The 23,543-nt window shown below is 67.9% G+C and carries 24 protein-coding genes; 12 read left to right on the plus strand and 12 right to left on the minus strand.

Annotation, left to right across the window (positions count from 1 at the left end):
- Positions 1 to 36 precede the first annotated feature (36 nt).
- Entirely contained in the window at positions 37 to 450 is a 414-nt protein-coding gene (locus QZX62_RS06215) for a hypothetical protein (protein ID WP_294172986.1), read from the minus strand.
- Positions 451 to 659: 209 nt separating this feature from the next.
- Between QZX62_RS06215 and QZX62_RS06220 the strand changes: the two genes are divergently transcribed.
- Complete coding sequence (locus QZX62_RS06220) at positions 660 to 1,409, plus strand: Crp/Fnr family transcriptional regulator (RefSeq protein WP_294172987.1); 750 nt, start codon at positions 660 to 662, stop codon at positions 1,407 to 1,409.
- Positions 1,410 to 1,467: 58 nt separating this feature from the next.
- Here QZX62_RS06220 and QZX62_RS06225 read toward each other — a convergent pair whose 3' ends face one another.
- From QZX62_RS06225 to QZX62_RS06240, 4 genes are all read right to left on the minus strand, one after another.
- The gene (locus tag QZX62_RS06225; RefSeq protein ID WP_294172988.1) at positions 1,468 to 2,346 is read right to left on the minus strand and encodes a 50S ribosomal protein L11 methyltransferase; all 879 of its coding nucleotides are present in this window, start codon (positions 2,344 to 2,346) and stop codon (positions 1,468 to 1,470) included.
- On the minus strand, positions 2,343 to 3,254 hold the full coding sequence (gene bla / locus QZX62_RS06230; RefSeq protein WP_294172990.1) for a subclass B3 metallo-beta-lactamase: 912 nt from the start codon (positions 3,252 to 3,254) through the stop codon (positions 2,343 to 2,345). Before bla ends, QZX62_RS06225 begins: the two co-directional genes overlap by 4 nt.
- Positions 3,244 to 3,945 (minus strand): SDR family oxidoreductase, encoded by a 702-nt coding sequence (locus QZX62_RS06235; protein WP_294172992.1) that lies wholly within the window; start codon positions 3,943 to 3,945, stop codon positions 3,244 to 3,246. Before QZX62_RS06235 ends, bla begins: the two co-directional genes overlap by 11 nt.
- Positions 3,946 to 4,028: 83 nt before the next feature.
- Complete coding sequence (locus QZX62_RS06240) at positions 4,029 to 5,315, minus strand: methyl-accepting chemotaxis protein (protein WP_294172994.1); 1,287 nt, start codon at positions 5,313 to 5,315, stop codon at positions 4,029 to 4,031.
- A 170-nt stretch (positions 5,316 to 5,485) separates the two neighbouring features.
- Here QZX62_RS06240 and sdhC point away from each other — a divergent pair, with 170 nt between their 5' ends.
- The 6 genes from sdhC to QZX62_RS06270 all read left to right on the plus strand — a co-directional run bounded on the left by sdhC (position 5,486) and on the right by QZX62_RS06270 (position 10,972).
- Positions 5,486 to 5,884 (plus strand): succinate dehydrogenase, cytochrome b556 subunit, encoded by a 399-nt coding sequence (sdhC, locus tag QZX62_RS06245; RefSeq protein ID WP_294172996.1) that lies wholly within the window; start codon positions 5,486 to 5,488, stop codon positions 5,882 to 5,884.
- The gene (sdhD, locus tag QZX62_RS06250; protein ID WP_294172998.1) at positions 5,881 to 6,312 is read left to right on the plus strand and encodes a succinate dehydrogenase, hydrophobic membrane anchor protein; all 432 of its coding nucleotides are present in this window, start codon (positions 5,881 to 5,883) and stop codon (positions 6,310 to 6,312) included. Before sdhC ends, sdhD begins: the two co-directional genes overlap by 4 nt.
- The gene (sdhA, locus tag QZX62_RS06255; protein WP_294173001.1) at positions 6,312 to 8,123 is read left to right on the plus strand and encodes a succinate dehydrogenase flavoprotein subunit; all 1,812 of its coding nucleotides are present in this window, start codon (positions 6,312 to 6,314) and stop codon (positions 8,121 to 8,123) included. Before sdhD ends, sdhA begins: the two co-directional genes overlap by 1 nt.
- A gap of 2 nt (positions 8,124 to 8,125) precedes the next feature.
- Positions 8,126 to 8,497, plus strand: coding sequence for a nuclear transport factor 2 family protein (locus QZX62_RS06260; RefSeq protein ID WP_294173003.1), 372 nt, complete (start codon positions 8,126 to 8,128; stop codon positions 8,495 to 8,497).
- 175 nt (positions 8,498 to 8,672) lie between these two features.
- Positions 8,673 to 10,052: a cell envelope integrity protein CreD gene (gene creD, locus QZX62_RS06265; protein ID WP_294173004.1), complete on the plus strand. Its 1,380-nt coding sequence runs from the start codon at positions 8,673 to 8,675 to the stop codon at positions 10,050 to 10,052.
- Between the two features lie 35 nt (positions 10,053 to 10,087).
- Positions 10,088 to 10,972 carry an LOG family protein gene (locus QZX62_RS06270; protein ID WP_294173005.1) on the plus strand — a complete coding sequence of 295 codons (885 nt, stop codon included), beginning with the start codon at positions 10,088 to 10,090 and terminating at the stop codon, positions 10,970 to 10,972.
- Here the strand turns inward: QZX62_RS06270 and QZX62_RS06275 are convergent.
- The 4 genes from QZX62_RS06275 to QZX62_RS06290 form a co-directional block, all read right to left on the minus strand.
- Positions 10,948 to 11,400: a DUF1801 domain-containing protein gene (locus QZX62_RS06275; protein ID WP_294173006.1), complete on the minus strand. Its 453-nt coding sequence runs from the start codon at positions 11,398 to 11,400 to the stop codon at positions 10,948 to 10,950. The genes QZX62_RS06270 and QZX62_RS06275 overlap by 25 nt on opposite strands.
- Positions 11,390 to 12,118 carry a cytochrome c family protein gene (locus tag QZX62_RS06280; RefSeq protein ID WP_294173009.1) on the minus strand — a complete coding sequence of 243 codons (729 nt, stop codon included), beginning with the start codon at positions 12,116 to 12,118 and terminating at the stop codon, positions 11,390 to 11,392. Before QZX62_RS06280 ends, QZX62_RS06275 begins: the two co-directional genes overlap by 11 nt.
- Before the next feature lie 61 nt (positions 12,119 to 12,179).
- Positions 12,180 to 13,058, minus strand: coding sequence for an NAD(+) diphosphatase (nudC, locus tag QZX62_RS06285; RefSeq protein ID WP_294173011.1), 879 nt, complete (start codon positions 13,056 to 13,058; stop codon positions 12,180 to 12,182).
- A complete protein-coding gene (locus tag QZX62_RS06290; RefSeq protein WP_294173012.1) occupies positions 13,015 to 14,007 on the minus strand; it encodes an A/G-specific adenine glycosylase in 993 nt (330 codons plus the stop codon). Before QZX62_RS06290 ends, nudC begins: the two co-directional genes overlap by 44 nt.
- A 27-nt stretch (positions 14,008 to 14,034) precedes the next feature.
- On the opposite strand from QZX62_RS06290, the gene QZX62_RS06295 reads away from it, so the two are divergent.
- From QZX62_RS06295 to QZX62_RS06305, 3 genes are all read left to right on the plus strand, one after another.
- Positions 14,035 to 14,580, plus strand: coding sequence for a DciA family protein (locus QZX62_RS06295; protein WP_294173013.1), 546 nt, complete (start codon positions 14,035 to 14,037; stop codon positions 14,578 to 14,580).
- Between the two features lie 9 nt (positions 14,581 to 14,589).
- The gene (locus QZX62_RS06300; protein ID WP_294173014.1) at positions 14,590 to 15,339 is read left to right on the plus strand and encodes a thioredoxin domain-containing protein; all 750 of its coding nucleotides are present in this window, start codon (positions 14,590 to 14,592) and stop codon (positions 15,337 to 15,339) included.
- Positions 15,340 to 15,557: 218 nt separating this feature from the next.
- Complete coding sequence (locus tag QZX62_RS06305) at positions 15,558 to 17,681, plus strand: TonB-dependent siderophore receptor (protein WP_294173015.1); 2,124 nt, start codon at positions 15,558 to 15,560, stop codon at positions 17,679 to 17,681.
- 9 nt (positions 17,682 to 17,690) lie between these two features.
- On the opposite strand, the gene QZX62_RS06310 is transcribed toward QZX62_RS06305, so the two are convergent.
- Positions 17,691 to 19,157, minus strand: coding sequence for a UdgX family uracil-DNA binding protein (locus QZX62_RS06310; protein ID WP_294173017.1), 1,467 nt, complete (start codon positions 19,155 to 19,157; stop codon positions 17,691 to 17,693).
- A gap of 50 nt (positions 19,158 to 19,207) precedes the next feature.
- Here QZX62_RS06310 and QZX62_RS06315 point away from each other — a divergent pair, with 50 nt between their 5' ends.
- Positions 19,208 to 20,656 carry a hypothetical protein gene (locus QZX62_RS06315; RefSeq protein WP_294173018.1) on the plus strand — a complete coding sequence of 483 codons (1,449 nt, stop codon included), beginning with the start codon at positions 19,208 to 19,210 and terminating at the stop codon, positions 20,654 to 20,656.
- On the opposite strand, the gene QZX62_RS06320 is transcribed toward QZX62_RS06315, so the two are convergent.
- Positions 20,653 to 21,897 carry a putative DNA modification/repair radical SAM protein gene (locus tag QZX62_RS06320; protein WP_294173019.1) on the minus strand — a complete coding sequence of 415 codons (1,245 nt, stop codon included), beginning with the start codon at positions 21,895 to 21,897 and terminating at the stop codon, positions 20,653 to 20,655. The two genes, QZX62_RS06315 and QZX62_RS06320, sit on opposite strands and share 4 nt — an antisense overlap.
- A 63-nt stretch (positions 21,898 to 21,960) precedes the next feature.
- The gene (locus QZX62_RS06325) at positions 21,961 to 22,770 is read right to left on the minus strand and encodes a DUF1206 domain-containing protein (protein ID WP_294173020.1); all 810 of its coding nucleotides are present in this window, start codon (positions 22,768 to 22,770) and stop codon (positions 21,961 to 21,963) included.
- Positions 22,771 to 22,894: 124 nt separating this feature from the next.
- On the opposite strand from QZX62_RS06325, the gene QZX62_RS06330 reads away from it, so the two are divergent.
- Positions 22,895 to 23,543, plus strand: a 649-nt coding sequence (locus QZX62_RS06330; RefSeq protein ID WP_294173021.1) for an MBL fold metallo-hydrolase, incomplete at its 3' end; no start/stop codon positions are given.

The following is a 23,543-nucleotide window of genomic DNA, read 5'->3' on the forward strand; positions in this document are numbered from 1 at the left end:
GCTCGCCAACGCCGATCGCTTGACTCGTTTCGCTCCTCATTTTGTCAGCTTTCGCGAGCGGTCCAGCATCCGGTCCAGCGAGCGGAGCCGGGCCATGGCGCCCCGCATGTCGTCGCGCTCGATCGTGCCGATCAGCCGGCCGCGGTAGGCGCGCGGGACGCGCAGGCGACCGTCGGCCGTCCGTTCCGTGCGGAACCGCGCCTTTCGCGCTTGCGCGGTGCTGCGGGCGGAGGCGGCAGCCTGGTCCCAGGCACGGGCGAAATCGGCGGCCTCGGGGCGTGAGCGAAGCGCGTAGGCGGTCTGGCGCGACAGGCCGACCTCCGCCGCCGCGTCATGAGCGGAGCAGCCCCCGGCGAGCAGGAGGATGAAGCGCCGCTGCCGCTCGGCCGTCCAGCCATCGCGGCGGCGGCAAGGGGCGGGGGCGAAGTGCAACGGTGCGGGCGAGTCCATGGCCCGAAAGAACTATGCGCAAAGTGGGGCTGTAGGACAGCTTGAAGTTGAGGTTGGACGCCGTGAGGTGATGATGTGCTGAAGCAGAAGTCGGTTGCGGCCGGACACAGCGCGATCCCGCGGGACGGATCGGATTTTGGATGTCTGCTTTGGGTGGAAAGCGGACATTAGCGTTGGACGCTGCCGCGTCTACGTCCTAACCTACGTTAATGGCCACACAGCGCGATTTGCCGGAGGCCGAAAACCCTCTGTTGATGAAGCTGGGTGGCTTCATGCCGCTCTCCAGGGATGATCGACAGGCCATCGTTCATGCCAGTCGCAAGGTGCGGTCGGTTCAGGCGCATTGCGATATCATCTCCGATGGAGAACGGCCCAACCACGTTCATCTCATCATCGATGGTTGGGCTGCCCGGTATAAGATCCTTCCCAACGGCGAGCGGCAGATCACCGCATACCTGATCCCAGGCGATTTCTGCGACTTGCATGTGACCATCCTCAGAGAGATGGATCACGGGATTGTCGCGCTCACCCCGGTCTCGGTCGCTGACATCTCCCGTCACGAAATGGACACGCTATGCGACGACCGGCCCCGCCTCATGCGAGCGATGTGGTGGGCCACGTTGGTCGATGAGGGCGTGCTGCGGGAGTGGATCGTCAATATCGGACGGCGCGATGCTTATGCGCGGATCGCCCACCTCATGTGTGAGATGCACGTCAGAATGCGGAACGTCGGCCGTGCGGAAGAAGGTGCCTTCCACCTTCCGCTCACGCAGGATCACCTCGCCGACACGCTTGGCCTCACGCCGGTCCACATCAACCGAATGCTTCAACGATTAAGAGCCGAGCATTTGATCGAGCTTGGGGGAAGGACGCTCACGATCCTCGACCCGGTTGGCCTGCGAAGTGCGGCAGGCTTTGACGCATCCTACCTTCACAACAATGAACAGAATGGACGATAGGTCAGTCCGCTGACCCTCGTTTCGGAATGTCTGCAATGGGTCGTAAGCGGATGTTCGCTCAGGTGGCGCTCAGCACCAGGACCGGCCACTCGCCCGAACCCGCGTCGACCAGTGTGAGGCCTCGCGCCGTGTAGGCGACGGCGACGGCTTGTGCCTGCGTGTCGAGCAGGCCGGCCAGCACTATCGTTCCGCCGGGTCCGAGCTCGCTCGCGAACGCCGGGGCGAGATCGATGAGCGGGCCGGCGAGGATGTTGGCGATGAGGAGGTCGAAGGAAGCTCGGGCGGCGAGGAGCGAGTGGTCCATGCCGCCGGCTACCGCCAGGAGCAGTTCGCCCGGGTTCTCGCCCAGGGGCACGCAGTTGATCGCGGCATTGTCGCGGGCGACCTCCACCGCGACCGGGTCGATGTCGGTGGCGATCGCTTGCGCCTCCGGCCAGAGCTTAAGCGCGGCGAAGGCGAGGAGGCCGGTGCCGGTGCCGATGTCGGCGATGTTGCGGAAGCGCCTGCCGTCGCGTTCCAGCCGGTCGAGCGCTCCGAGGCAGCCCTTGGTGGTGGCGTGCTGGCCGGTGCCGAAGGCGAGGCCGGCGTCGATCTGGAAGTTGACCGCGCCGTCCTGGGCCACGTGGCTGGGCGTATGGACGAAGAAGCGGCCGGCGCGGATCGGCTCGAGACCGGCCTGGCTGCGGGTGACCCAGTCCTCGTCGCCGAGCTGCTCGACCTGTGGGGGGCCGTCGGCGAGGGATGCGAGCAGCCCTAGCTCGTGGGCGTCGGGCTCGTCCTCGAAGTAGGCGTGGAGCAGCCAGTCGTCGGGCTTGGCCGGGTCGGGCTCGTCCGCGACCAGCACCGGCGGCGAGGACGAGTGGGCGAACAGGTCGTCCGCTTGCGGAAGCGCCTCGGCCTGGGCGCGGGTGCAGGGGAGGGTGGCGCGCCAGCTCACTTGCCGGCGGCTTCCTTCGCCAGCCGCTCGTCGAGCTGCCTGGTCTTGGCGGCGGCGTAGTTGCGGCAGCCCGCGGGATCGAACAGCGGCTGCTGGCCGGTCATCCGCTCCTTCATCGCACTGGCGGACGGGTGCGGGGTAAGGAGGATCTCGCAGCGGCTCGCGGCCAGCCTGGCGAGCCCGGCGCGAAACGCGGCCACGGTGGCCGGGTGGTCGGAGAAGCGGTAGTCGTCGCGGCTGATCGCGGAAAGGCTATCTGCGTAGACCATCGTCCGGCACACGCCGCCGTCGCAGCTCTCCCAGCGCCAGCTCAGCGCGCCCGGGGTGTGGCCGGGCGTGGCCATGGCGGTGAGCAGGAGATTGCCGAACCGCACGGTGCCGCCGTCCGCGATCACTCGGTTCACCGTGGCCGCGGGAAACGGCTTGTGCATGCCGACCTGCGGATCGTCAGCGGTGGCGACCCCGGTGGCGAGCGCTGGCCTGGCCGGAGCGGAGGCGACCAGCGCCGCGCCGGTCAGCTGTTGCAGCCGGGCGGTGCCGCCGACATGGTCGAGATGCTCATGGCTGTGCAGCAGGTAGCGGATGTCGCGCAGGCGGAAGCCGAGCGCCCGGACGTTGGCGGCGATCACCTCCGCGCCACGCTCGGTACCGCCGTCGATCAGCACATGGCCGTCACTGCCGGTGACCAGGATCGCCGAGATGCCGCAGGTGCCGACCAGATAGGTGTTGGCGTGGATGCGGACGGGCGGCGCGGGCCGGTCCCAGTCGGTGGAGTCGCCGCAGGCCCCGGCCCATTGCGGACCGGCCTGCTCGATCGGGGCTCGGGCGCGCTCGACGGGCGTCGGCCGGCCGAGCGGGACGACGATCTGCTGCGTGGCCAGCGCCAGCGCGACGAGGCTAGCGAACATAGCTGGCGCCGTTGGCGTCGACGATCGTGCCGGTGGCGGAGGCGGGGGCTCCGCTAGCCAGCCAGCGGATGATCTCGCCGATTTCGGCGGCGCTGGCGACGCGGCCGAGCGGGATCTCGGCCAGGATCTTCTCGCCGCCGCGGGTGGCGAGATATCCCTCGGTCATCTCGGTCACGGTGAAGCCCGGGCAGACGGCAAAGGCGAGGATGTTCTCGGCCGCGTAGCCGCGCGCGACGGTCTTGGTGACGGCGATCATCGCCGCCTTGGACGCCGCGTAATGCCAATGCTGAGGCGAGTCGCCGCGGTAGCCGGCGCGGCTCGCGACGTTGACGATGCGGCCGCCCCCGATCGTGCGGAAATGCTGAACGGCGAGGCGGCTGAGGTCGGAGGAGGCCTGGAGGTTCACGGTCATGGTGCGGGACCAGGCGGCGTGCCACTCGTCGTCCGAAGCATCGTCGCCGACCGCTTCGTAGACGCCGGCATTGTTGACCAGCACGTCGATCCGTCCGCCGAGCGCATGTACGGCCTGCTCCCACAAGCGCCGCGGTGCCGCGGGATCGGCCAGGTCCGCGTCGATCAGGCCGGAGCCACCGCGGGTGGAATGGCCGGCGACGCGGTGACCGGATGCTTCAAGTGCGGCCAGGGCGGCAGCGCCGATGCCACGGCTGGCGCCGGTGAGGAGGATGTTCATGGGCGCGCTCTGTCATCGCCTTCGAGGTGAAGCAATGCGTAAGCGGCCGAAACGTCGCTCGACCTCAGCGCAGGATAAAGAACTCAGGCCGCGAACTTGGCCACGAAATCGCTGGTCGCCGAGCGGAGGTCGGCGATGTCCTCGACAAAGCGACCGAAGCCCTGCTCCACCAGATCGATGTCGCGTGCCACGTTTTCCGTATCGGTGCGGATCGCGGCGATGGTCGAGCTCATCGAGTCCGCGGCAAGTGCGGTTTCATCAACCGCTGCGGTGATCATGGTAACGGTCTGCGCCTGCAACTCCATGGCGCCGCGGATGCGGTCGGCGGAGGTCTGAACCTCCTCGACGGTGCCTTGGATCGAGCTGTTCGCGTCCACCGTCTGACGGGTCGCCTGCTGGATAGCGGTGATCTTGGCAGTGATGTCGTCGGTGGCGCGAGCGGTCTGGCTGGCGAGGCTCTTCACTTCCTGGGCGACCACGGCGAAGCCGCGGCCGGCATCGCCGGCGCGCGCAGCTTCGATCGTCGCGTTGAGCGCGAGCAAGTTGGTTTGACCGGCGATGTCGCGAATCAAACCGAGGATCGATTCGATCGCTTCGACGTGAGAAGATAGCGCCTGGCTGACCTGCACGGCCTTGCTGGCCTGGTTGCCGGCGCGGGTGGCGACGTCGGCCGCGACCTCCACTTCCGACCGGGCGTCCTCGATGGCGCGGATCAGGCCTGCGGCGGTTTGCGCTGCCTCGCGCATCGCCACGGCTGACTGCTCGGCGGCAGCGGCGACCTCGCTGGTCTTGCCGAGCATCCCCCGCGCGGACGAAGCCGTCACCCGGGTGCGGTCCGCCAGATCGCTGCTTTTCTGAGTGCTGGCCTGCACGACATTGCTCACCTGCTTCTCGAACTGCGCGGAGCGGAGGTTGCGCGCGTTGGCGACCTGGTCGGCTTTGAGCAGCGAGATCTGAGCGATGATGATGTCCTGCCCGTAGGTCATGACCTTGGCGTAGGTTTCAAATGCCCGGACCAAATCGTCGCTGCGATCGCCGAAATGTGTTCGGAAAGCACGTAAGATGTGTCCGGCAACTTTCGCCCGCGCCGCCGCGAACTCGGGAATGCTCGCTCCGTCGGAGAACATCTGGATGCCGCGCTCGGCGATGCTGCGGATCCACTGCTCGTCCACCGGACGGTTGAGCAAGTCGCGGTTGAAAGACGCGATTTCCTCCCCGTAGTGGCGGCGCAAAACCGCGTAGATGACCTCGCCGGCGTCTTTCCACAGCCAGCGCAGCGATTCCTCCAGCTGCCCGCCATCGCCGTATACCGCCAGCCGTTCGGAAACCTCGCTGTCGCTAAGCCGCTGCAGCGTATTGCGTTCGGTCATTCCAAGCTCCAGTCGGTTCAAAGCACGGCTCCGGCGCCGGAGGCGAGCACCCGTGATCCGGCAATGCTGTGCCGCCACAGTAGTTAAGGCTGAGTTAGCCGCCGCTCGCCTTGCAACGACGTTGGTTGCTGCCTAAGCGGGCGCGGCACCCTTTCAATCCAGGCCCACCTATGTCCCGCAACACCTCGCGACCGCTATCGCCCCACCTGACCGTCTGGAAATGGGGGCCGCACATGGTGACCTCCATCCTGCACCGCGCGACCGGCGTCGCGCTGAGCATCGGCGGCCTGGCGCTGCTGACCTGGTGGCTGCTGGCACTGGCCGGGAGCGCGTCGGCCTACGACGACTTCTCCGCCGCGGCTTCGCACCCGCTGGGCATACTGGTGCTGGTCGGCCTGAGCTGGTCGTTCTTCCAGCATACACTGTCGGGCGTCCGCCACCTGATCATGGATTCCGGCGACGGATTCGAGCTAAAGACCAACAAGAACATGGCCTACGCCACCTGGGCCGGGTCGGCGCTGCTGACGATCGCGTTGTGGGCCTACATCCTGCTGGGCCGTGGCGCATGACCGGCCCCAAGCAGATCGGCGCGCAGGACCGCAACGCGGTCCCCAACGGGAAGACGGCGCTGGGCAAGGTCCGCGGGCTTGGCTCCGCGCGGCATGGCGGGCAGCTGTGGATCCGCGAGCGGGTATCGTCGGCGGCGCTGCTGCTGCTGGGGACCTGGTTCATCGTGTCCCTGCTGCTGCTGCCCGACCTTCGGCAGGGGACGGTGCTGGAGTGGCTGGCGAGCCCGCTCGCCTTCGTGCCAATGGCGCTGTTCGTGTACTTGAACTTCGAGCACAGCCTGGAAGGCCTCAAGGTGATCGTCGACGATTATCAGGGCGACGAAGGCGGCCGCCTGACATGGCATTTGGTCAGCCTCTTCCTACATGTGGGGGCGGGGGCACTGGCGCTGTACGCGCTGGTTCGCATCGTCTTCGGAGCCGCTTCCTAATGCCGACAAGTAGTTCGTACCGTATCGTCGATCACGTTTATGATGTTGTTGTGGTGGGAGCGGGCGGCGCGGGCCTGCGCGCGACCATGGGCGCGGCCGAAAAGGGACTGAAGACCGCCTGCGTGACCAAGGTGTTCCCGACCCGCAGCCACACGGTGGCGGCGCAGGGCGGCATCGCGGCCAGCCTGGGCAACATGGGGCCGGACCATTGGACCTGGCACATGTACGATACCGTCAAGGGCTCCGACTGGCTCGGCGACCAGGACGCGATCGAGTATCTCTGCCGCGAGGCGCCGGCGGCGGTGTACGAGCTGGAACATGCCGGCCTTCCGTTCAGCCGGACCGACGACGGCCGCATCTACCAGCGCGCATTCGGCGGCATGACCCAGAACATGGGCGAAGGTCCGGCGGCGCAGCGGACCTGCGCGGCCGCCGACCGCACCGGCCATGCGATGCTGCACACGCTCTACCAGCAAAGCCTGCGCTACGACGCCGACTTCTACGTCGAATATTTCGCGCTCGACCTGATCATGGTCGACGGCGAGTGTCGCGGGCTGGTGGCGCTCAGCATGGACGATGGCTCCATCCACCGCTTCCGGGCGCAGGCGGTGGTGCTGGCGACCGGCGGCTACGGTCGCTGCTACTTCTCCGCGACCTCCGCGCACACCTGCACCGGCGACGGCAACGCCATGGTGCTGCGCGCCGGCCTGCCGCTGCAGGATATGGAGTTCGTGCAGTTTCACCCGACCGGCATCTACGGCGCGGGCGTGCTGATCACGGAAGGTGCGCGCGGCGAGGGTGGGTACCTTACCAATTCCCAGGGCGAGCGCTTCATGGAGCGCTATGCGCCGAGCGCCAAGGACCTCGCCAGCCGCGACGTGGTATCGCGCTCGATGGCGATGGAGATCCGCGAAGGCCGCGGCGTAGGCAAGGAGAAGGACCACATCTTCCTTCACCTCGACCATATCGATCCCAAGATCCTGGCCGAGCGGCTGCCGGGTATCACGGAGACTGCCAAGATCTTCGCCGGCGTCGACATGACCCGCGAGCCGATCCCGGTGGTGCCGACGGTGCACTACAACATGGGCGGCATCCCGACCAACTATCATGGTGAGGTCGTCACGCTGAAGGACGGCAACCCGGACGCGGTGGTGCCCGGGCTGTTCGCGATCGGCGAAGCGGCCTGCGTGTCGGTGCACGGCGCCAACCGGCTGGGCTCCAACAGTCTGATCGACCTCGTCGTGTTCGGCCGGGCAACGGGGCTGCGGCTGGGCGAGGTGATCAAGCCGGGCGCTTCGCAGGCGCTGCTGCCGGCGGACTCGGCCGACCTGTCGCTCGCCCGCCTCGACCGCTTCCGCTACGCCGATGGGGGCACCCCGACTGCGGTCATCCGCAACGAGATGCAGCGCACCATGCAGCGCGACTGCGCCGTGTTCCGGACCGAGCAGACGCTGGCCGAGGGGCAGACCGCGATCGACGGGGTCTTCCGCAGCATCGCGGACGTCAAGGTCACCGACCGCAGCCTTATCTGGAACACCGATCTCATTGAGACGCTCGAGCTCGACAACATGCTGTCCCAGGCGGTGGTCACCATGCATTGCGCGGCCAACCGCAAGGAAAGCCGCGGGGCGCACATGCATGAGGATTTCGCCCAGCGCGACGATGCGAACTGGATGAAGCATACGGTGGCGTGGCTGGACGGCTGGGGCGGCGACTTCGGCCGCGGCGTGGCGATCGACTACCGGCCGGTGCACGAATACACGCTGACCGAGGACATCCAGTACATCAAGCCCAAGGCGCGGGTGTATTAGGGGTGGCCACCCCCGGCCTTGATTTCATCGAAGCGATGGAACGTGCGGTCGGTTCGGGCAACATCGAGGAAGCTGTCAAATACCTTCGGGAGGATGTGTCCTATACGGTAGGCGCTCAGACGTCCCGTAGAGGGATCGACGCCGTCGTTGCTTATGCTCGGGAGCAGGAGCAGCGGGCGCGCTGGGACGGTCATACGGTGCAGAACGTCACCCGAGCCGACAATTTGCTAGTGGTTGAAGTGCTTAGCCATTTCACCCGCGTGGTCGACGGGGCCCGCGTAACTTTCCCGTGTGCGGACTTCTATCGCTTTGTGGAGGGCCGGATTCAGGATTGGCGCGTCTACGCCGGCATGTGCCCGATCCAGGCCACCTGACGTACCTTCCGTTACAAGCGACCGTATTTCGATTGCCCGCGCAGCAAGCTGAACTCGCCCGCAATCTTCGATTCGAGTGTCCTGCAGCAGAGGCAAGGTTTGCGGTTGCCTCCGCCTTGACGACGAGCCGTGCTTTTCCGTAGACAAGCTGAGTTGCTGCTGCAGGAGAGTGCGCGTGGATGGACCGACCCCGACCGGCAAGTTCCTCCGCGCCATCGGCATTGCCGCGCTGCTTTCCGTCGGGATCTTCGTGACCTGGCTGCTCGTCTCCGATCGCCAGTCGCAGTCGGAGCAGGCGCGGGCCAGCATCGCGGAGGGTTGGGGTGGGCCGCAGACGATCGCGGGTCCGGAGCTCAGCGTCCCCTACAAGGTCGCGGTACCCGCCGCGCGCAATGAGGCAGGGCAGCAGATCACCGCGCCAGGCGTGGCCGAGCGACGTCTGACGCTCGCCCCAACCGGGGTGGATGCCGCGACCAGGCTGGTGCCCGAACGCCGCAGCCGCTCGATCTACGAGGTCGTGATTTACCGCGCCGACACGCAGGGGCGGGCGACCTTTGCGCTGCCGGCCGACCTGTCGCAGGTCGGCGTCCCGGCCGGCGCGCTCGAGCTCGACCGAGCGGAGCTGCGGTTCGGGGTCAGCGATCCCCGGGGGCTCACCGCCAATCCGCTGATCCGCGTCGGCAACCGGCCGCTGCAGCTTGGACCCGGCGGCGGCACCAGTCTGATTTCGACCGGCTTCTATGCCCCGCTTGACCTCACCAGCATCAACCCGTCTCGCTTCTCGGTAGACTTCCGCTTCGCCCTGCGCGGCAACCAGTCGTTCGCGTTGGCGCCGCGCGCCGGGGACACGCGGTGGAGGGTTTCCTCGCCATGGCCCAGCCCAAGCTTCACCGGCGGCTTTCTGCCCGAACAGCGGCAAGTCACTGGCGATGGCTTCAGCGCCGAGTACCGGATCGGCAACCTCGCGCTCGGCCGCTCGCTGCTGTTCCAGGAAGGCGGAGGCGGCCCGCAGGTGCCAACCGAGCGGGGCGTGCCTCCGCCGATGGCCGCGGATGGACGCAGCGCCGGTGCGGTGGCGGCGGTCGACCTGATGGAGCCCGTCGACCTCTACAGCCAGGTCAACCGCGCGACCAAGTACGGCTTCCTGTTCATCGGCTTCACCTTTCTCGCCTTTCTGCTGTTCGACACCATCGGCGGAGTGCGGGTGGCGCCGGTCGAGTATCTGCTGGCCGGCGCGGCGCTGGTGTTGTTCTTCGTCCTCCTGCTCGCCTTTGCCGAAGTGATCGGCTTCACGCCGGCCTATGTCTTGGCGGCCGCCACCATCGCCGGGCTGAACACCGCCTATTCCGCCGCGGTGCTCAGGAGCTGGCGGCGCGGCCTGGTGATCGGCGGCATCCTCGCCGGGCTCTACGCGGTGCTCTACGTCCTCCTCAGCCTGGAAGCCTACTCGCTGCTGATCGGCTCCTTGCTGCTGCTCGCGGCGCTGGCGGGCACTATGTTCGTCACTCGGCGGCTGGACTGGACAGGACAGCAGCGGGCCGAGGCCGCGCTTTGACGCGCCGTCCAAACCCGCTTAGGGCCCGCGCGCTTATGACCGATCCAGTACCTCCCAAGCGTATTTTCCCGGACGCCGCCGTCGATGCGGAGGCTGCCAAGCACATACCGTCGTCGCCGCAGACCGAGAGCCCGGCTTATCAGCTGGCGTTCCAGGACAAGGACTTCCTCCTCCGTCCCGATCTTCGGCCGGTACGCTTCCAGCTCGAACTGCTGAAACCCGAGCTGCTGCTCGACGAACAGGCGATCGGCTCGACCTTCGTCTTCTACGGCTCGGCCCGGGTGCCGGAGCCGGCCAAGGCCGATGCGCTGCTGGCGGCCGCGCGGACCGGCAAGCAGCGGGTGATCGCGGAGCGGCTGAAAGCCAAGTCGCGCTATTACGACGTGGCGCGGGAGCTGGCCCGTCTGGCCAGCCGCTACGACCGGGACGAGGAAGGGCAGCGGCATTTCGTGGTCTGCTCCGGCGGCGGGCCGAGCTTCATGGAAGCGGCCAATCGCGGAGCCTGCGACGCCGATGCGGAGTCGATCGGGCTCAACATCGTGCTGCCCCACGAGCAGCTGCCAAACCCCTATGTCACGCCGTCCTTGAGCTTCCAGTTCCATTATTTCGCGCTCAGGAAGATGCACTTCCTGCTGCGTGCGCGGGCGGTAGCGGTGTTCCCGGGCGGCTTCGGCACGTTCGACGAGATGTTCGAGCTGCTGACCCTGGTGCAGACGGGCAAGGTCCGGCGGTTGCCGATCCTGCTGTTCGGGCGCGAGTTCTGGAACCGGGTCGTGAACTTCGACGCCTTGGTCGAGGAGGGCGTGATCTCCGAGGGCGACCTCGATCTCATCACCTGGTGCGAAACCGCCGAGGAGGGGTGGGCCGCGGTGTGCGATCATTATGCCGCGCAGGATCAGGAGTGGCGGGCGGCCTCATAGTCGCGGATGTAGGTTTCGACCGGCACGGCCGCGATCGCCGCGCTGACCGCCTTGTCGCATAGCTCATCGGCGGTGCGGAAGCGCAGGCAGCTCTTGCCCATGTCGAGCTTCTTGCCTGCCGCGGTGTAGGCCTGCTGCAGGGCCGCCATGCGCTCCGGCGACATGTAAGTGCACATGAGATAGAGCGCGTTGTGGTTCTTTTGCGCCGCCAACGCTGCGAGCTGCAGCGGCTGCTTGTTGTAGGTGTTCGGGTAGCGGCTGAGCGGAATGCTCCACACGATCATCTTGCCGGACACGCTCTCCTCGTAGCCGGGCAGGAGCGCGTCGTTCACCAGCTGCCTGGCATGGGCCAGCGCTTCGGCACGTTCGGGGGGAAGCCCCGCCAGCAGGGCTTCGGGCAGGCTGAGGGGAGACGCCTTAGCGCCCACCCTCGTTCTTCACGGTCGGCGTCGGCCCGGTGACCTTGGAGGCGCCCTCGCCGCGCAGGCTGCCTTGCGGGCTCTGCGCCGCCTGCTGCTCGGTCAGGATCGGCTCGTTTTCGGCTTTCTGCGCGCCGGCATCGTCCGCTTCCGATGCCGCCTTGTCTGCCGCCGCACCGGGGGTGGACGCTACTGGCGCCGCCGGGGCGGCCGGCACTGGCAGGGGCGAGGCCCCCTTGCTGTTGAGGTAGGCCATGACGTTCGCGCGATCCTCGGGGTTCGACAGACCGGCGAAGGTCATCTTGGTGCCCGGCGCGAACTTCTTGGGGTTGGCCAGCCACTCGCTCATGGCGTTCCAGTCCCAGTTGCCGCCCTTGCCCTTCAATGCCTCGGAATAGGCGAAGCCGGGCACATGGGCGACCGGCACCCCCATGGTGCCGAACAGGTTGGGGCCGAGGCCGTTCGCCCCGCCCTGCTCGATGGTGTGGCAGGCCTGGCACTTCTTGAACACGTTCGCGCCGGCGGCGGCGTCGGCGCTGGCCAGGTAGAATTCGATCGGTTGCTGCGCTTCGGCGTCTTCGCCCTCGGCTTCAACGCCCTCGATCGGATAGCCCATCTTCTCCGGCCGCTCGGTATGGAACACCTCACCGGCAACGATCGTGCTGCCGAGCGCGACGATGCCGGCGAACAGGAGCCAGCCGGCAATGGTGTTCTTGCGATCGTCCATGAAGTGAGATTTCCGCCCGTGGAGAGATTGGCCGTCCCTTTAGGAGGTGCCCCGGCCTTCTTCAAGCGTGGAGCCAATGCTCCAGCAGCGTGCGGGCGATGGCGTAGGGCGGGGGCGGCAGGAACGCGGCCCCGGCTTCGTCGGCCAGAGCCGCGATGACCTCAGTGCGGGTGAACCAGCGGGCATCGTCCAGCTCGGTGGTGTCGACGGTCAGCTCCGCCCCAAGCGCCCGCGCGGTGCAGCCGATCATCAGCGACGAGGGGAAGGGCCACGGCTGGCTGGCGACGTAGCGGACGTCCGCCACCGCGATCCCCGCTTCCTCGCCGAGCTCGCGCGCGACCGCGGCTTCGATCGTCTCGCCTACTTCGACGAACCCGGCCAATGCCGAGTAGCGGCCGGGCGGGTACTGCGGCTGGCGGCCGAGCAGGACTTGGCCGTCGTGCTCGGCGAGCATGATGACCACCGGATCGACGCGGGGGAAGTGCTCCGCGGCGCACGTTGGGCAACGCCGCGACCAGCCGCCGCGGACGATCCCGCTGGCCGAGCCGCAGTTGGCGCAGAAGCGATGACGGCGGTGCCAATTGCCAAGGCTGAGCGCGGCGGCGAACAGCGGCGCCTCGGCCGGACCGAGCAGGCTCAAGGTGGCGAACTGCGCGCGGAAGTCGTGGCTACCGTCCGGGATCGCCGAGAAGCGCGGGCCGTCCTCCGCCAGGCCGAGGAACAGGTCGGGGGTGCGGACCGGCTGCCAGCTGAGGGTGCCGTCGGCAGTGAGTGCGGGCAGTCCGTCCTGCCACCTGAGCTCGCGTGCGTCCGCTTGTGCGGCGAGCGCGCGCAGGGCTTCGGCGTTCGGCCGCAGCAGGTCGGCGCGGTTCAGGCCCGGGCCGGAGAAAAAGGCTTCAGGCGGCAAGACGGGGCTGCCGTTCGGCGGCGAGCGCTGCATCGACGGCGCGGCGGTAAAGAGTCGGGAGGCCGGCTTCGTCCAGCCGGTCCAGCGGCTGCCACCAGCCGTCGTCCGCCGCCGCCTCGACGACCAGCAGGTCGAGCGAGAAATGGGTGAAGATGTGGCGGACGGCGGCGAGCGGCTGCACCGCCGGCCGGGCCTCGTTCCACTCGGGTCCGGGAAGCGCAGCCATGCCGCCCAGCAGCCCCCGCGCCGGCCGGCGGACCAGGCGCACTTCGTCGCCCTGCCGACACCACCAGGCGATCCCGAAGCGATGCGGGCGCTGGCGCTTGATCGGCCTGGCCGGGAACGCCTCGGGAGTGCCCAGCGCGTAAGCCTGGCAGCCGTCTCGAAGCGGACAGCTGGGGCAGTCGGGCGCCTTGGGCCGGCAGATCGTTGCGCCCAAGTCCATCAGCGCCTGGGTGAAGTCGCCACCGCCGCTGCCGACGGGCAGCATTGCCGCAGCACGGGCCGGAACGTCGGCCTTGCCCGAAAGTGCGAACAAGCGGGCGATCACCCGCTCGACATTTGTGTCCACCGCCACGCAGTCCGCGCCAAAGGCGATCGCTGCGACCGCGGCAGCGGTGTAGGCGCCCACGCCGGGGAGCTTGCGTAGTTCGGCCTCAGTCGTGGGAAAGCCGCCCAGCCGCGCCACCTCCCTGGCGCAGGCGTGGAGGTTGCGGGCGCGGGCGTAGTAGCCGAGGCCCGCCCATTCGGCGAACACCGCTTCCTCCGGCGCAGCCGCCAGCGCCTCCACCGTCGGCCAGCGCTCCAGGAAGCGGGCGTAGCGCGGCGCGACGGCGGCAACGGTGGTCTGTTGCAGCATCACCTCGGACAGCCACACCCGGTAAGGATCGGTCGGCAGTTCGCCCGGCCGCGAGCGCCAGGGCAGCTCGCGGGCGTGCTGGCGATAGTGGTGGAGAAGTCGGTCGGCCGCGCTGGCGTGCATGGCGGGCCTATGGCATGACCGCGCCCGATGGCGAAGCGAAACACCACCGACGAGGCTCCACGGCAGGGCCGGGTGCGCGCGGCCGGCGAGATCGTCGGTGCGGTCGGGGGCATGGCGTTCAAGCGCTTCGGCTTCGTCCAGGGCGCGGTGGTCAGCCGCTGGCGGGAGATCGTGGGCGAGCGCTACGCCCGGGTGTCCACGCCCGAGTGCATCCGCTTCCCGGCGGGCAAGAAGGCGGGCGGAACGCTGACCCTGCTGGTCGAGGGGGCCCATGCGCCACTGATGCAACACCTTGCCCCGACCATCACCGAGCGGGTCAATCGCTTCTTCGGCTACGAAGCGGTGGTAAAGATCGCCTTTCGCCAGGGCACGCCTGCCAAGCAGGCTCCGCGCCCGTCTCGGCCCGCCGCCACCGCCGTGCCGCGAGAGCTTGGCGAGGGGCTGCGCGCCATTGCCGACCCCGAGCTGCGCACGGTGCTCGAGTCCCTGGCGGGCAAGCTCGATTCCACCAACGGGCTGCCGCGGATCAACGCCGCGGCGCCACTGCCCAAACCGATCAACAATCCGGAGTGACGTGAAGCCATGAAGAAGCTAAGCCTTTTTGCCGCGGCCTTGCTGGTGTCGGCGTGCGGCGGCGAGGGGAGCAACACTACCGCCGCGACCTCCAACGCGCCGCTGGAGCAGGTGGCGGCGCCGAACGGCGGGGACTGGACCAGGACGGTTACGCAGACGCCCGAGGGTGGGATGCTCCTGGGCAATCCGAATGCCTCGGTGAAGGTGGTCGAGTTCGGCTCCATGACCTGCCACATCTGTCAGGAATTCGCGGCCGAGGGCGAGCCCAAGCTGGTCGAGAACTACGTCAAGTCGGGCCAGGTGTCCTACGAGTTCCGCAACTTCGTACGCGATCCGCTGGACATCAGCATGTCGCTGATCACCCGCTGCGCCGGCGCCACGCCGCAATTCTTCCAGCTGACCAGCGCGCTCTACGCCGAGCAGCCACGCATCCTGGAGCAGGTGCAGAAGGTTCCGCCGCAGCAGCTGCAGGCGCTGCAATCGGCATCGCCGGCGCAGCAGTTCGGGCAGTTCGCGCAGTTTGCGGGACTGCAGGCCTGGGCCGCGCAGCGGGGGCTGCCGTCGGCTAGGACCTCGCAATGCCTAGCGAACCAGGCGGAAGCGGAGCGGCTGGTGCAGATGACCAGCGATGCCAGCAGCCAGCATGAGGTCACGGGAACGCCGACCTTCCTGCTGGACGGCGAAGTCGCTGCGCCGCCGCAGGCCGGGCAGACCCACTGGCAGAACCTGGAGCGGCAGATCCGGGGAGCGCTCGGCTAAGGCCGGGGAGGTCCCATTTCGCCGGCCGGCCTAGGCGCAAAGGCCTGCTCCGGCCGGCGACGTGCGGTCCCAAGCATTGGCCGCAGCAGCAGGTGAACCGATCGATCGTGCCCATCTAACAAGTTCTATCGCTGAATACGGCCCGCTTATTGCGAACGTCTCTCATTAGCTTTAGCAACTAGCCGACCAGCGAATCCAATCGTTCAAGGGGAAGGCAGTTGCATATCGTCGTTCGCGCCCTCGCTGGCGCCACCTCTTTGTTCGCCCTCAGCACCGCCGCAGCCGCGGCTGAAGCCACGGACCGGGCTGCCGTCGCCGCCATCGAGGCGGGAGCGGAGGCCCAGGACGATCAGCAGACCATCGTCGTCACCGGCCAGCGCGGGGAGTATGGGATCAAGTCCACGAGCACCGCCACCAGAACAGACACGCTGCTGCGCAACGTGCCCCAAGCCATGTCGGTGGTGTCCGAAGCGCAGATCGAAGATCAATCGCTGCGCTCGATCGCCGACCTGTTGCTGTTCGTGCCCGGCGCGACGCCCGGAACCGGCGAAAGCAACCGCGACCAGCTGACGCTGCGGGGCAACAACACGACCGCTGACTTCTTCGTCGATGGCCTGCGTGACGATGCGCAGTACTTCCGCGACTTCTACAATCTTGACCGGGTGGAGGTGCTGAAGGGTCCCAACGCGATGATCTTCGGCCGCGGCGGCGGGGGCGGGATCATCAACCGAGTGACCAAGCGCGCCAGCCTGTCGAGCGGGCAGCAGTTCATCATCAGCCGCGACAGCGAGGGCGGCACGCGCGGCACCGCCGATGTGGATTTGCCGGTGACCGGCGCCGTTGGCGTGCGCGTCAACAGCGTCTGGGAGAAGGGCGACAGCTTCCGCCGCGACACCGAGATGGAGCGCTACGGCATCAACCCGACAATCGGCTTCGTCGCCGGGCCGGACACCAGGATCGACCTGTCGTATGAATATTTCCACGACCGGCGGACGACCGACCGCGGGATCCCGTCGCGGCGCGGGCGGCCGCTGGAGGGCTATGACCGGACCTTCTTCGGCAATCCCGAGGCGAGCTGGTCCGATGCGGACGTGCAGATCGCCAGCCTGAGCGCGGAGCACGGGTTCAGCGACGCGCTCAAGGTCCGGCACCGCACGCAGCTCGCCGACTACGACAAATTCTATCAGAACGTGTTTCCGAGCAGTGCGGTGGGTCCGGGGACGGACACGCTGACCGTCGGCGCTTACAACAGCCGCAACGACCGGCGGAACCTGATCAGCCAGACCGACCTGATCTGGACCGGCCAGCTGCTGGGCATCGACCAGACCCTACTGGTCGGGTTCGAAGCGGGACGCCAGCGCAGCCGCAACCAGCGGCTGTCGGGCACGATCGCCGACGGGAACAGCGTGTCGTTGGACGATCCGGTCGTGAAGCGGACAATCAGCTACGCGCGGGGCGCCAGCGATGCCGACAACCGGACCAGTGCCACCTTCGCGGCGGGCTATGTCCAGACGCAGCTGCGCCCGACCGATACGCTGGAGATCGTCGCCGGTCTGCGGTTCGACCGCTTTCGGCTGAGCGTGGACGACGAGCGGCCCGAAGTGGCGACCTTTACCCGCACCGACCGGCTATGGTCGCCGCGGCTGGGACTGGTGTTCAAGCCGGCGAACAAACTGTCCCTCTACGGCAGCTACTCGCGCTCCTACCTGCCGCAGTCGGGCGAGCAGTTCAGCGGGCTCAACCCGGCCACCGCAGCGCTGAAGCCCGAGCGCTTCGACAATATCGAGGTCGGGGCCAAGTGGGAGCCGGTGGACGGGCTGCTGGCGACAGCGGCGATCTACCAACTCGACCGCACCAACACCCAGGCCCGCGACTCGTTGGACCGGGTCGTCCTGACCGGCGCAACCCGGACCCGCGGGGTCGAACTCGGTTTGGAGCGGAGCATCACCGACGAGTGGCAGGTGTCGGGGGGATATGCGCTTCAGGACTCGGGGATCACAGAGGCTACGACCGCCTGTGTCAGCGGAAGCTGCGACGTGCCGCTGGTGCCGCGGCACAGCTTCTCGCTGTGGACGAAGTATCAGTTCACCAAGCCGTTCGCCGCAGGGCTGGGCGTGCTTGCCAGGTCGCGGAGCTATGCTTCGATCAGCAATGCGGTGGAGCTGCCGGGCTACGCACGGCTCGACGGCGCGCTCTACTATCGGCTGACCCCGGGGATCGAAGCGCAGCTCAACGTCGAGAATTTGCTGAACCGCGACTACTTCCCGACCGCGCACAACGACAACAACATCGCGCCGGGTGCGCCGCGGACGGCACGGCTGACGTTGCGGGCGGATTTCTGAGCCGGGGTACTAAGCCGTCAGCTCGTCCGCCCGTGCCTTGATGCGGCGAAGGTCTTCGACGAAGCGGGCGCGCTCGGCCGCCTTGCGGTCCTCTTCCGGGATGCGGAGGAGGAAGGAAGGGTGCACCGTCACCCAGCATTCGCTGCCGTCGACCAGGGTCAGCGGAGCCTCGCGCGCGCGGCTGATGGTCACCGTCTTGCCGGTGAGCGACCGGGCGGCGGTGGCGCCAAGGGCGACGGTGAGCGGCGGCTTAATCAGCGCGCGTTCCTGCTCCTGCCACCAGCGGCAGGCCTCGATCTCCCCGGCGTCCGGCTTGGAATGGATCCGCCGCTTGCCACGCGCCTCGAACTTGAAGTGCTTGACGGCATTGGTGACGTAGGTCTGCGAGCGGTCGATCCCGGCTTGCTGGAGCGACGCGTCGAACAACTGGCCGGCGGGGCCGATGAAGGGACGGCCGGCAAGGTCCTCCTGGTCGCCTGGCTGCTCGCCGACGAACAGGATGGCGGCGTCGAGCGGCCCTTCGCCGAACACCGTCTGCGTGCCGCACTTGTAGAGGTCGCAGCGGGTGCACTGCCGCGCTTCGGCCAGCAGCCCTTCCCAGGCCGCGCGGAGATTGCCCCCGGGCTCGATCCGGCGCTCGGCTTCGAGCGCGCCCGCCATGCCGGCCTCAGCCGCCGACCGATCGATCATCTCCACCTCCCTCGCCCGCGCGCCGGCAATCAGTGGAGCGATCAACGCGCTTTCCGGCATGTTGCGCCAATATTTCTTGGGCATCTCCTTGGTCATGGCTTTGACCTTGAGCCGGGCCGGGTTGAAGACCGATGCGTAGTAGGTCTTCCATGTCTCCTCGAGCGGGTCGCCGCCGGGCGCGTCCGCCTTGGTCGCACCCGGACCTTCGGTCAGCGTCGTCCCGTTCCAATGGATGCTGAGCTCGGGCGTCAGGATCGACCAGCGCATGTTGGCGAAGCGACGCACGAAGAAACCGGCCTCGCGCCGGACGATATGGTGCTCGGGCTCGAACCAGGCCACGAAACGTGTCTTGTTGTCCTCCTCCTCGACTTCGCGGAAGCGGACGAAGGCGTGCATCTTGTGCGCGTCGCGGCGCACCTCCTTGGCAAGCCGCTCGAGCCGGTCGAGCAGCGGGTCGGCGCGGTCCTCCATCGCCTTGCGGTTGCCCTGCAGCTTCCACAGCATGGCGTAGAGCAGGCCGAAGCGCTCCGGGTCGGAATGGCATACGACCGCCTTGGCCAAGTCGACGAACTGGCGGAGCACGGAGAAGCTCGGTGCGGCCGGGGGGCGTGGCGCGTCGCCGCCGAACAGGTCGCCGACGCCGCCCTCGACGATCCAGACTACCCGTTCAGGGGCAGTGCCGGCTTCGATCAGGTCGCGGGCGGCATCGCGCCAGCCGTCGAAATCATCGGCCGCGGCGAGGGTGATGCGAACCGGCTGATCGGCCGAGCGACCGGCGATGCTCATGAAGCGAGCACTGGCAACTTCGGCGTGACCGGCGGGTTGGGCCCGCGTCCATGTTGCTCCAGATCGGCTTTGCGCCTTCCATCGACTTCGACCGCGAACGCGGCCCGCTCCCGTGGATCACGGTCGCGCCCGGGGCATCTTACTTCGTTAACGAGCGGGGCCAGCCATGGACCCCCATCGGGCAGAACGACGCGATCAGCTGGCCGGAACTGGCCGGCCTGTTCCGTCGGCGCGACCTCCCGAGCGTGGAGGCGCACCTGCGCTGGCTCCGCGCGCACGGGGTCACCTGCCTGCGGCTGATGCTGGAATATGCGCAGGTGCGGCATCGCTATTTCGAGCGCCCGGCGGGGCGTTTCGTTCCAGCCATGGTGCAGCTGTGGGACGACCTGTTCGCCATGTGCGAGCGAGTCGGGCTGCGCATCCTGCTGACGCCGGTCGATACCTTCTGGATGTGGCTGCACTGGCGGCATCACCCGTGGAATGCGGCGAACGGCGGACCGCTCGGCTCGATGCGGCAGTGCCTGCTGTGCCCCGCCACGCGCGAGCTGATCAAGGGCCGGCTGGAGTTCGCGGTGCGGCGCTGGGGCGGCTCGGGCGCGCTGTTCGCATGGGACCTGTGGAACGAGATTCATCCCGCGCACAGCGGGGACGAGGTCGGCGGGTGGGACGAGTTCATCCACGACCTGTCGAGCCATGTCCGCGGGCTGGAGTTGCAGCTCTACGGGCGCTCGCACCCGCAGACCGTGTCGCTGTTCGGGCCGGAGCTGGAGCTGAAGCCGCACCTGCCGATGCGACCCTCGGTGTTCCGCCACACCGACCTCGATTTCGCGACCCTGCACATCTACGCCAAGGGCACGATCGACAACCCGCGCGATACGGTCGCGCCGGCCGTGGCGATGGGCGATATCGTGCGGGAGGCGCTAGCCGAGATCGCCGACGGGCGTCCGTTCCTCGACACCGAGCATGGGCCGATCCATGCGTTCAAGGACCGCAAGCGGACGCTGCCGGAAGCGTTCGACGACGAGTATTTCCGGCATCTGGCCTGGGCTCATCTGGCGTCGGGTGGCGCGGGCGGCGGGATGCGTTGGCCCAACCGCAGCCCGCATGTGCTGACTGCCGGCATGCGGGCGGCGCAGAAGGCGATGGCGGGCTTCTTGCCGCTGGTCGACTGGACGCGATTTCGGCGGCGCAATCTCAACGACGAGGTGCGTATGCGGCACTTTCATGCCTTCGCCTGTGGTGACGAGCGGCAGGCGGTGCTGTGGCTGCTGCGGCGGAACGCGCTTGGTGCAGGCGGGCGGGTGCGGACGGACGCGGTTCCGGTCGAGGCGAAGGTCAGCCTGCCGGGCCTTGCCAATGGCGAGTATCGGCTACGCGGCTGGAACACGTCGGCTGGTGCCGTCGTCGAGGAACAGCGGGTTCAGGTTTCCGGCGGCGTGCTTCGGTTCACCTCGACCCCGATCGTCGCCGACCGCGCCTTCGCGATCGTGCCGGCCTAGGCGGCGAACAGCTCCAGCTGCTTTTGCTTGGGCTTGAGCAGCGTCGGCAGGTCGGCGCGGTCGGTCAGCAGCGTCGGGCGCCAGTCGGCGGTCACGATGAACGGCCGCACCTTGGCGACGCTGACCGTCAGCCGCGCAACGTCGTCCAGGGTGAAGCGGCGGAAGCGGCGCGACTTGAGGATGCGGTCGACCGCCTTGGTGCCGAGCCCCGGCACCCGCAGCAGCTGCTCGCGCGGGGCGCGGTTGACGTCCACCGGGAAGTGCTCGCGAAACTTGAGCGCCCAGGCCAGCTTCGGGTCCATGTCGAGCGGCAGCATGCCGTTCGCGTCCGCCGCCTGCACCACCTCCGCCGGCTTGAAGCCATAGAAGCGCATCAGCCAGTCGGACTGATACAGCCGATGCTCGCGCATCAGCGGCGGGCGTTGGAGGGGCAGAACGGCGCTGGCGTCCGGAATGGGCGAGAAGGCGGAATAGTAGACGCGGCGCAGCGCGAAGCGGTCGTAGAGGGTCGAGGCCTTGCGGACGATGTCCCCGTCGCTCGCCGCGTCCGCGCCGACGATCATCTGCGTGGATTGTCCGGCCGGTGCAAACCTGGGTGCTGACTTGAAGCGCTTGCCTGCGTCCTTGGTCTCGTCGATCGCGCCCTTGACCTCGCCCATCGCGCCTTCGATCCGGGCAGCGCTCTTCTCGGGCGCAAGGCGCTTCAGCCCCGGCTCGGTCGGCAGCTCGACGTTGATCGACATGCGGTCGGCATGGAGCCCGGCCTGCCGCACCAGCTCGGGATCGGCATCTGGGATGGTCTTGAGGTGGATATAGCCGCGGAAGTCGTGATCCTCGCGCAGCGAGCGCGCGACCTCCACCAGCTGCTCCATCGTGTAGTTGGACGAGCGGACGATGCCGGAAGAAAGGAACAGCCCCTCGATGTAGTTACGCTTGTAGAAGGCGAGCGTGAGGTTGACGACCTCCTGCGCCGTGAAGCGAGCGCGGCGGACGTTGGAGCTCTTGCGGTTGATACAGTAATGGCAGTCGAAGATGCAGCTGTTGGTCAGCAGGATCTTGAGCAGGCTGATGCACCGACCGTCGGGCGCATAGGCGTGGCAGATGCCCATGCCCTCCGATGAGCCCAGGCCCTTGCCGTCGCGGCTATCCCGCTTGGTCGTGCCGGAAGAAGCGCAGCTCGCGTCATATTTGGCCGCGTCCGCCAGGATTGCCAGCTTCTCGCGAGTGTCCAGCTGCGCCATGCGTTCGATATATGTTCACGGGCAAGCGCTGTCCAGCTTCTCCGCTCTTTTCCGGCGGTTAGCTCACACCGGCAGCTTGGATCGCGCCGCCCGTGCCGCGCCCTCCACCGGCACGTCGTGGATAACGCGGTAGCGCGCCTCGATCAGGCTGAAGATGCCGAACATCATCAGCCCCACCGCCACGATCGAGTCCCAGGGGTTGGTCAGCCAGGCGAGTGCCTCGCGCATGCCGCCGGCTTCGCTGGCCTGCTCGTCAAGACCGGCTTGCAGCAGGAAGTAGCCGGTGATCAGGAAGACGAGACCGCGTGCGGCATAGCCGAGCCGGCCCACCCACTTGACCCATGACTCGTTCGCGACCCGGGCGTCGAGGTGCTTGCGGAAGCTGGTCTTGTACGCCTTGATCAACTGGTAGAGGCCGACGCCCAGCAGCACGAGTCCGCCGAGCAGCAGCAACAGGGCCCCGCCGGGCAGGCCGAGGGCGGTTTGCGCGCCCTGCTCCGCTCCGCCGCCGCCGCCGCCGCTGCTGCTGCTCGCGGTGCCACGGATCAGCCGCACGGCCTGCCAGGCCAGGAACAGGTGGACGAGCCCGCTCGCCGCGGCGCCGAGCCGCTCGCCCAGCCCCTTGGAGCCGTCCGGGTGCCGCTCGATGTTCAGCGCGGCATCGGCCAGCCGCCACAGCCCATAGGCGAGCAGCCCTGCCGTCATCAGGATCAGCAGCCACTTGCCGGCGCCGCTCGCCAGTACCTGCAGCGCTCCGCTGGGGTCCTCCGCCCGCCCGCCGCGCAGGACCAGGAAAGCGATCACGAGGTAGAGCAATCCGCGCGCGGCGAAGCCGAGGCGGGTCAAAGTGGTCAGGCGCGCGGAAGCGTTCATGGGCGTGGGTCCTCCTGTTCGCTTGCCAACGGTTTGCACGAGTGATCCGTTCCGCCGGCGCAACGGCTGCTGCCGCGGCAGCGGCAAGGGCGTTGGTCGCGCAAGCTTGAACAGGAGGTCTCCGTTGCGCATCCACCATCTGAATTGCGGGACCTGCTGCCCCTGGGGCGGGCGCGTGTTCGACGGTACCAGCCGCGGGCTGCTGCACGGGCACATCGTCTGCCATTGCCTGCTGCTGGAGACCGATGCGGGGCTGGTGCTGGTGGACACGGGCTTCGGGCGCAAGGATGTGCGCAACCACGGCCGCCTGTCCAAGTTCTTCCGCACGCTCAATCAGCCGCAGTTCCGCGAAGAGGAAACGGCGCTGCACCAGGTGCGGGCGCTTGGGCACGATCCCGCGGACGTGCGGCATATCCTGATCACCCACCTCGACTTCGACCATGCCGGCGGGCTGGAAGACTTCCCCAATGCGACGGTGCACCTGACCGCCCGGGAGAAGGAGGTCGCGGACGAGCAGCGCGGCGGCGCGTTCGTCGGCACGCGCCGCTACGCCCCATGGCAGTGGAACGAGGTGGACAGCTGGAAGCTGTACCCGATGGGCCGGGGCGAGCCGTGGATGGGGTTCGACGCGGTTCGCGACCTGGACGGGCTACCGCCGGAGATCCTGCTGGTGCCGCTGGCGGGGCACACCTGGGGGCACTCGGGGGTAGCCATCGACACGGGCGCAGGCTGGTTGTTCTACGCGGGCGACGCCTATTTCTTCCATGGCGAGG

This window comes from uncultured Sphingomonas sp. (assembly GCF_902806265.1).
GTDB lineage: Bacteria > Pseudomonadota > Alphaproteobacteria > Sphingomonadales > Sphingomonadaceae > Sphingomicrobium.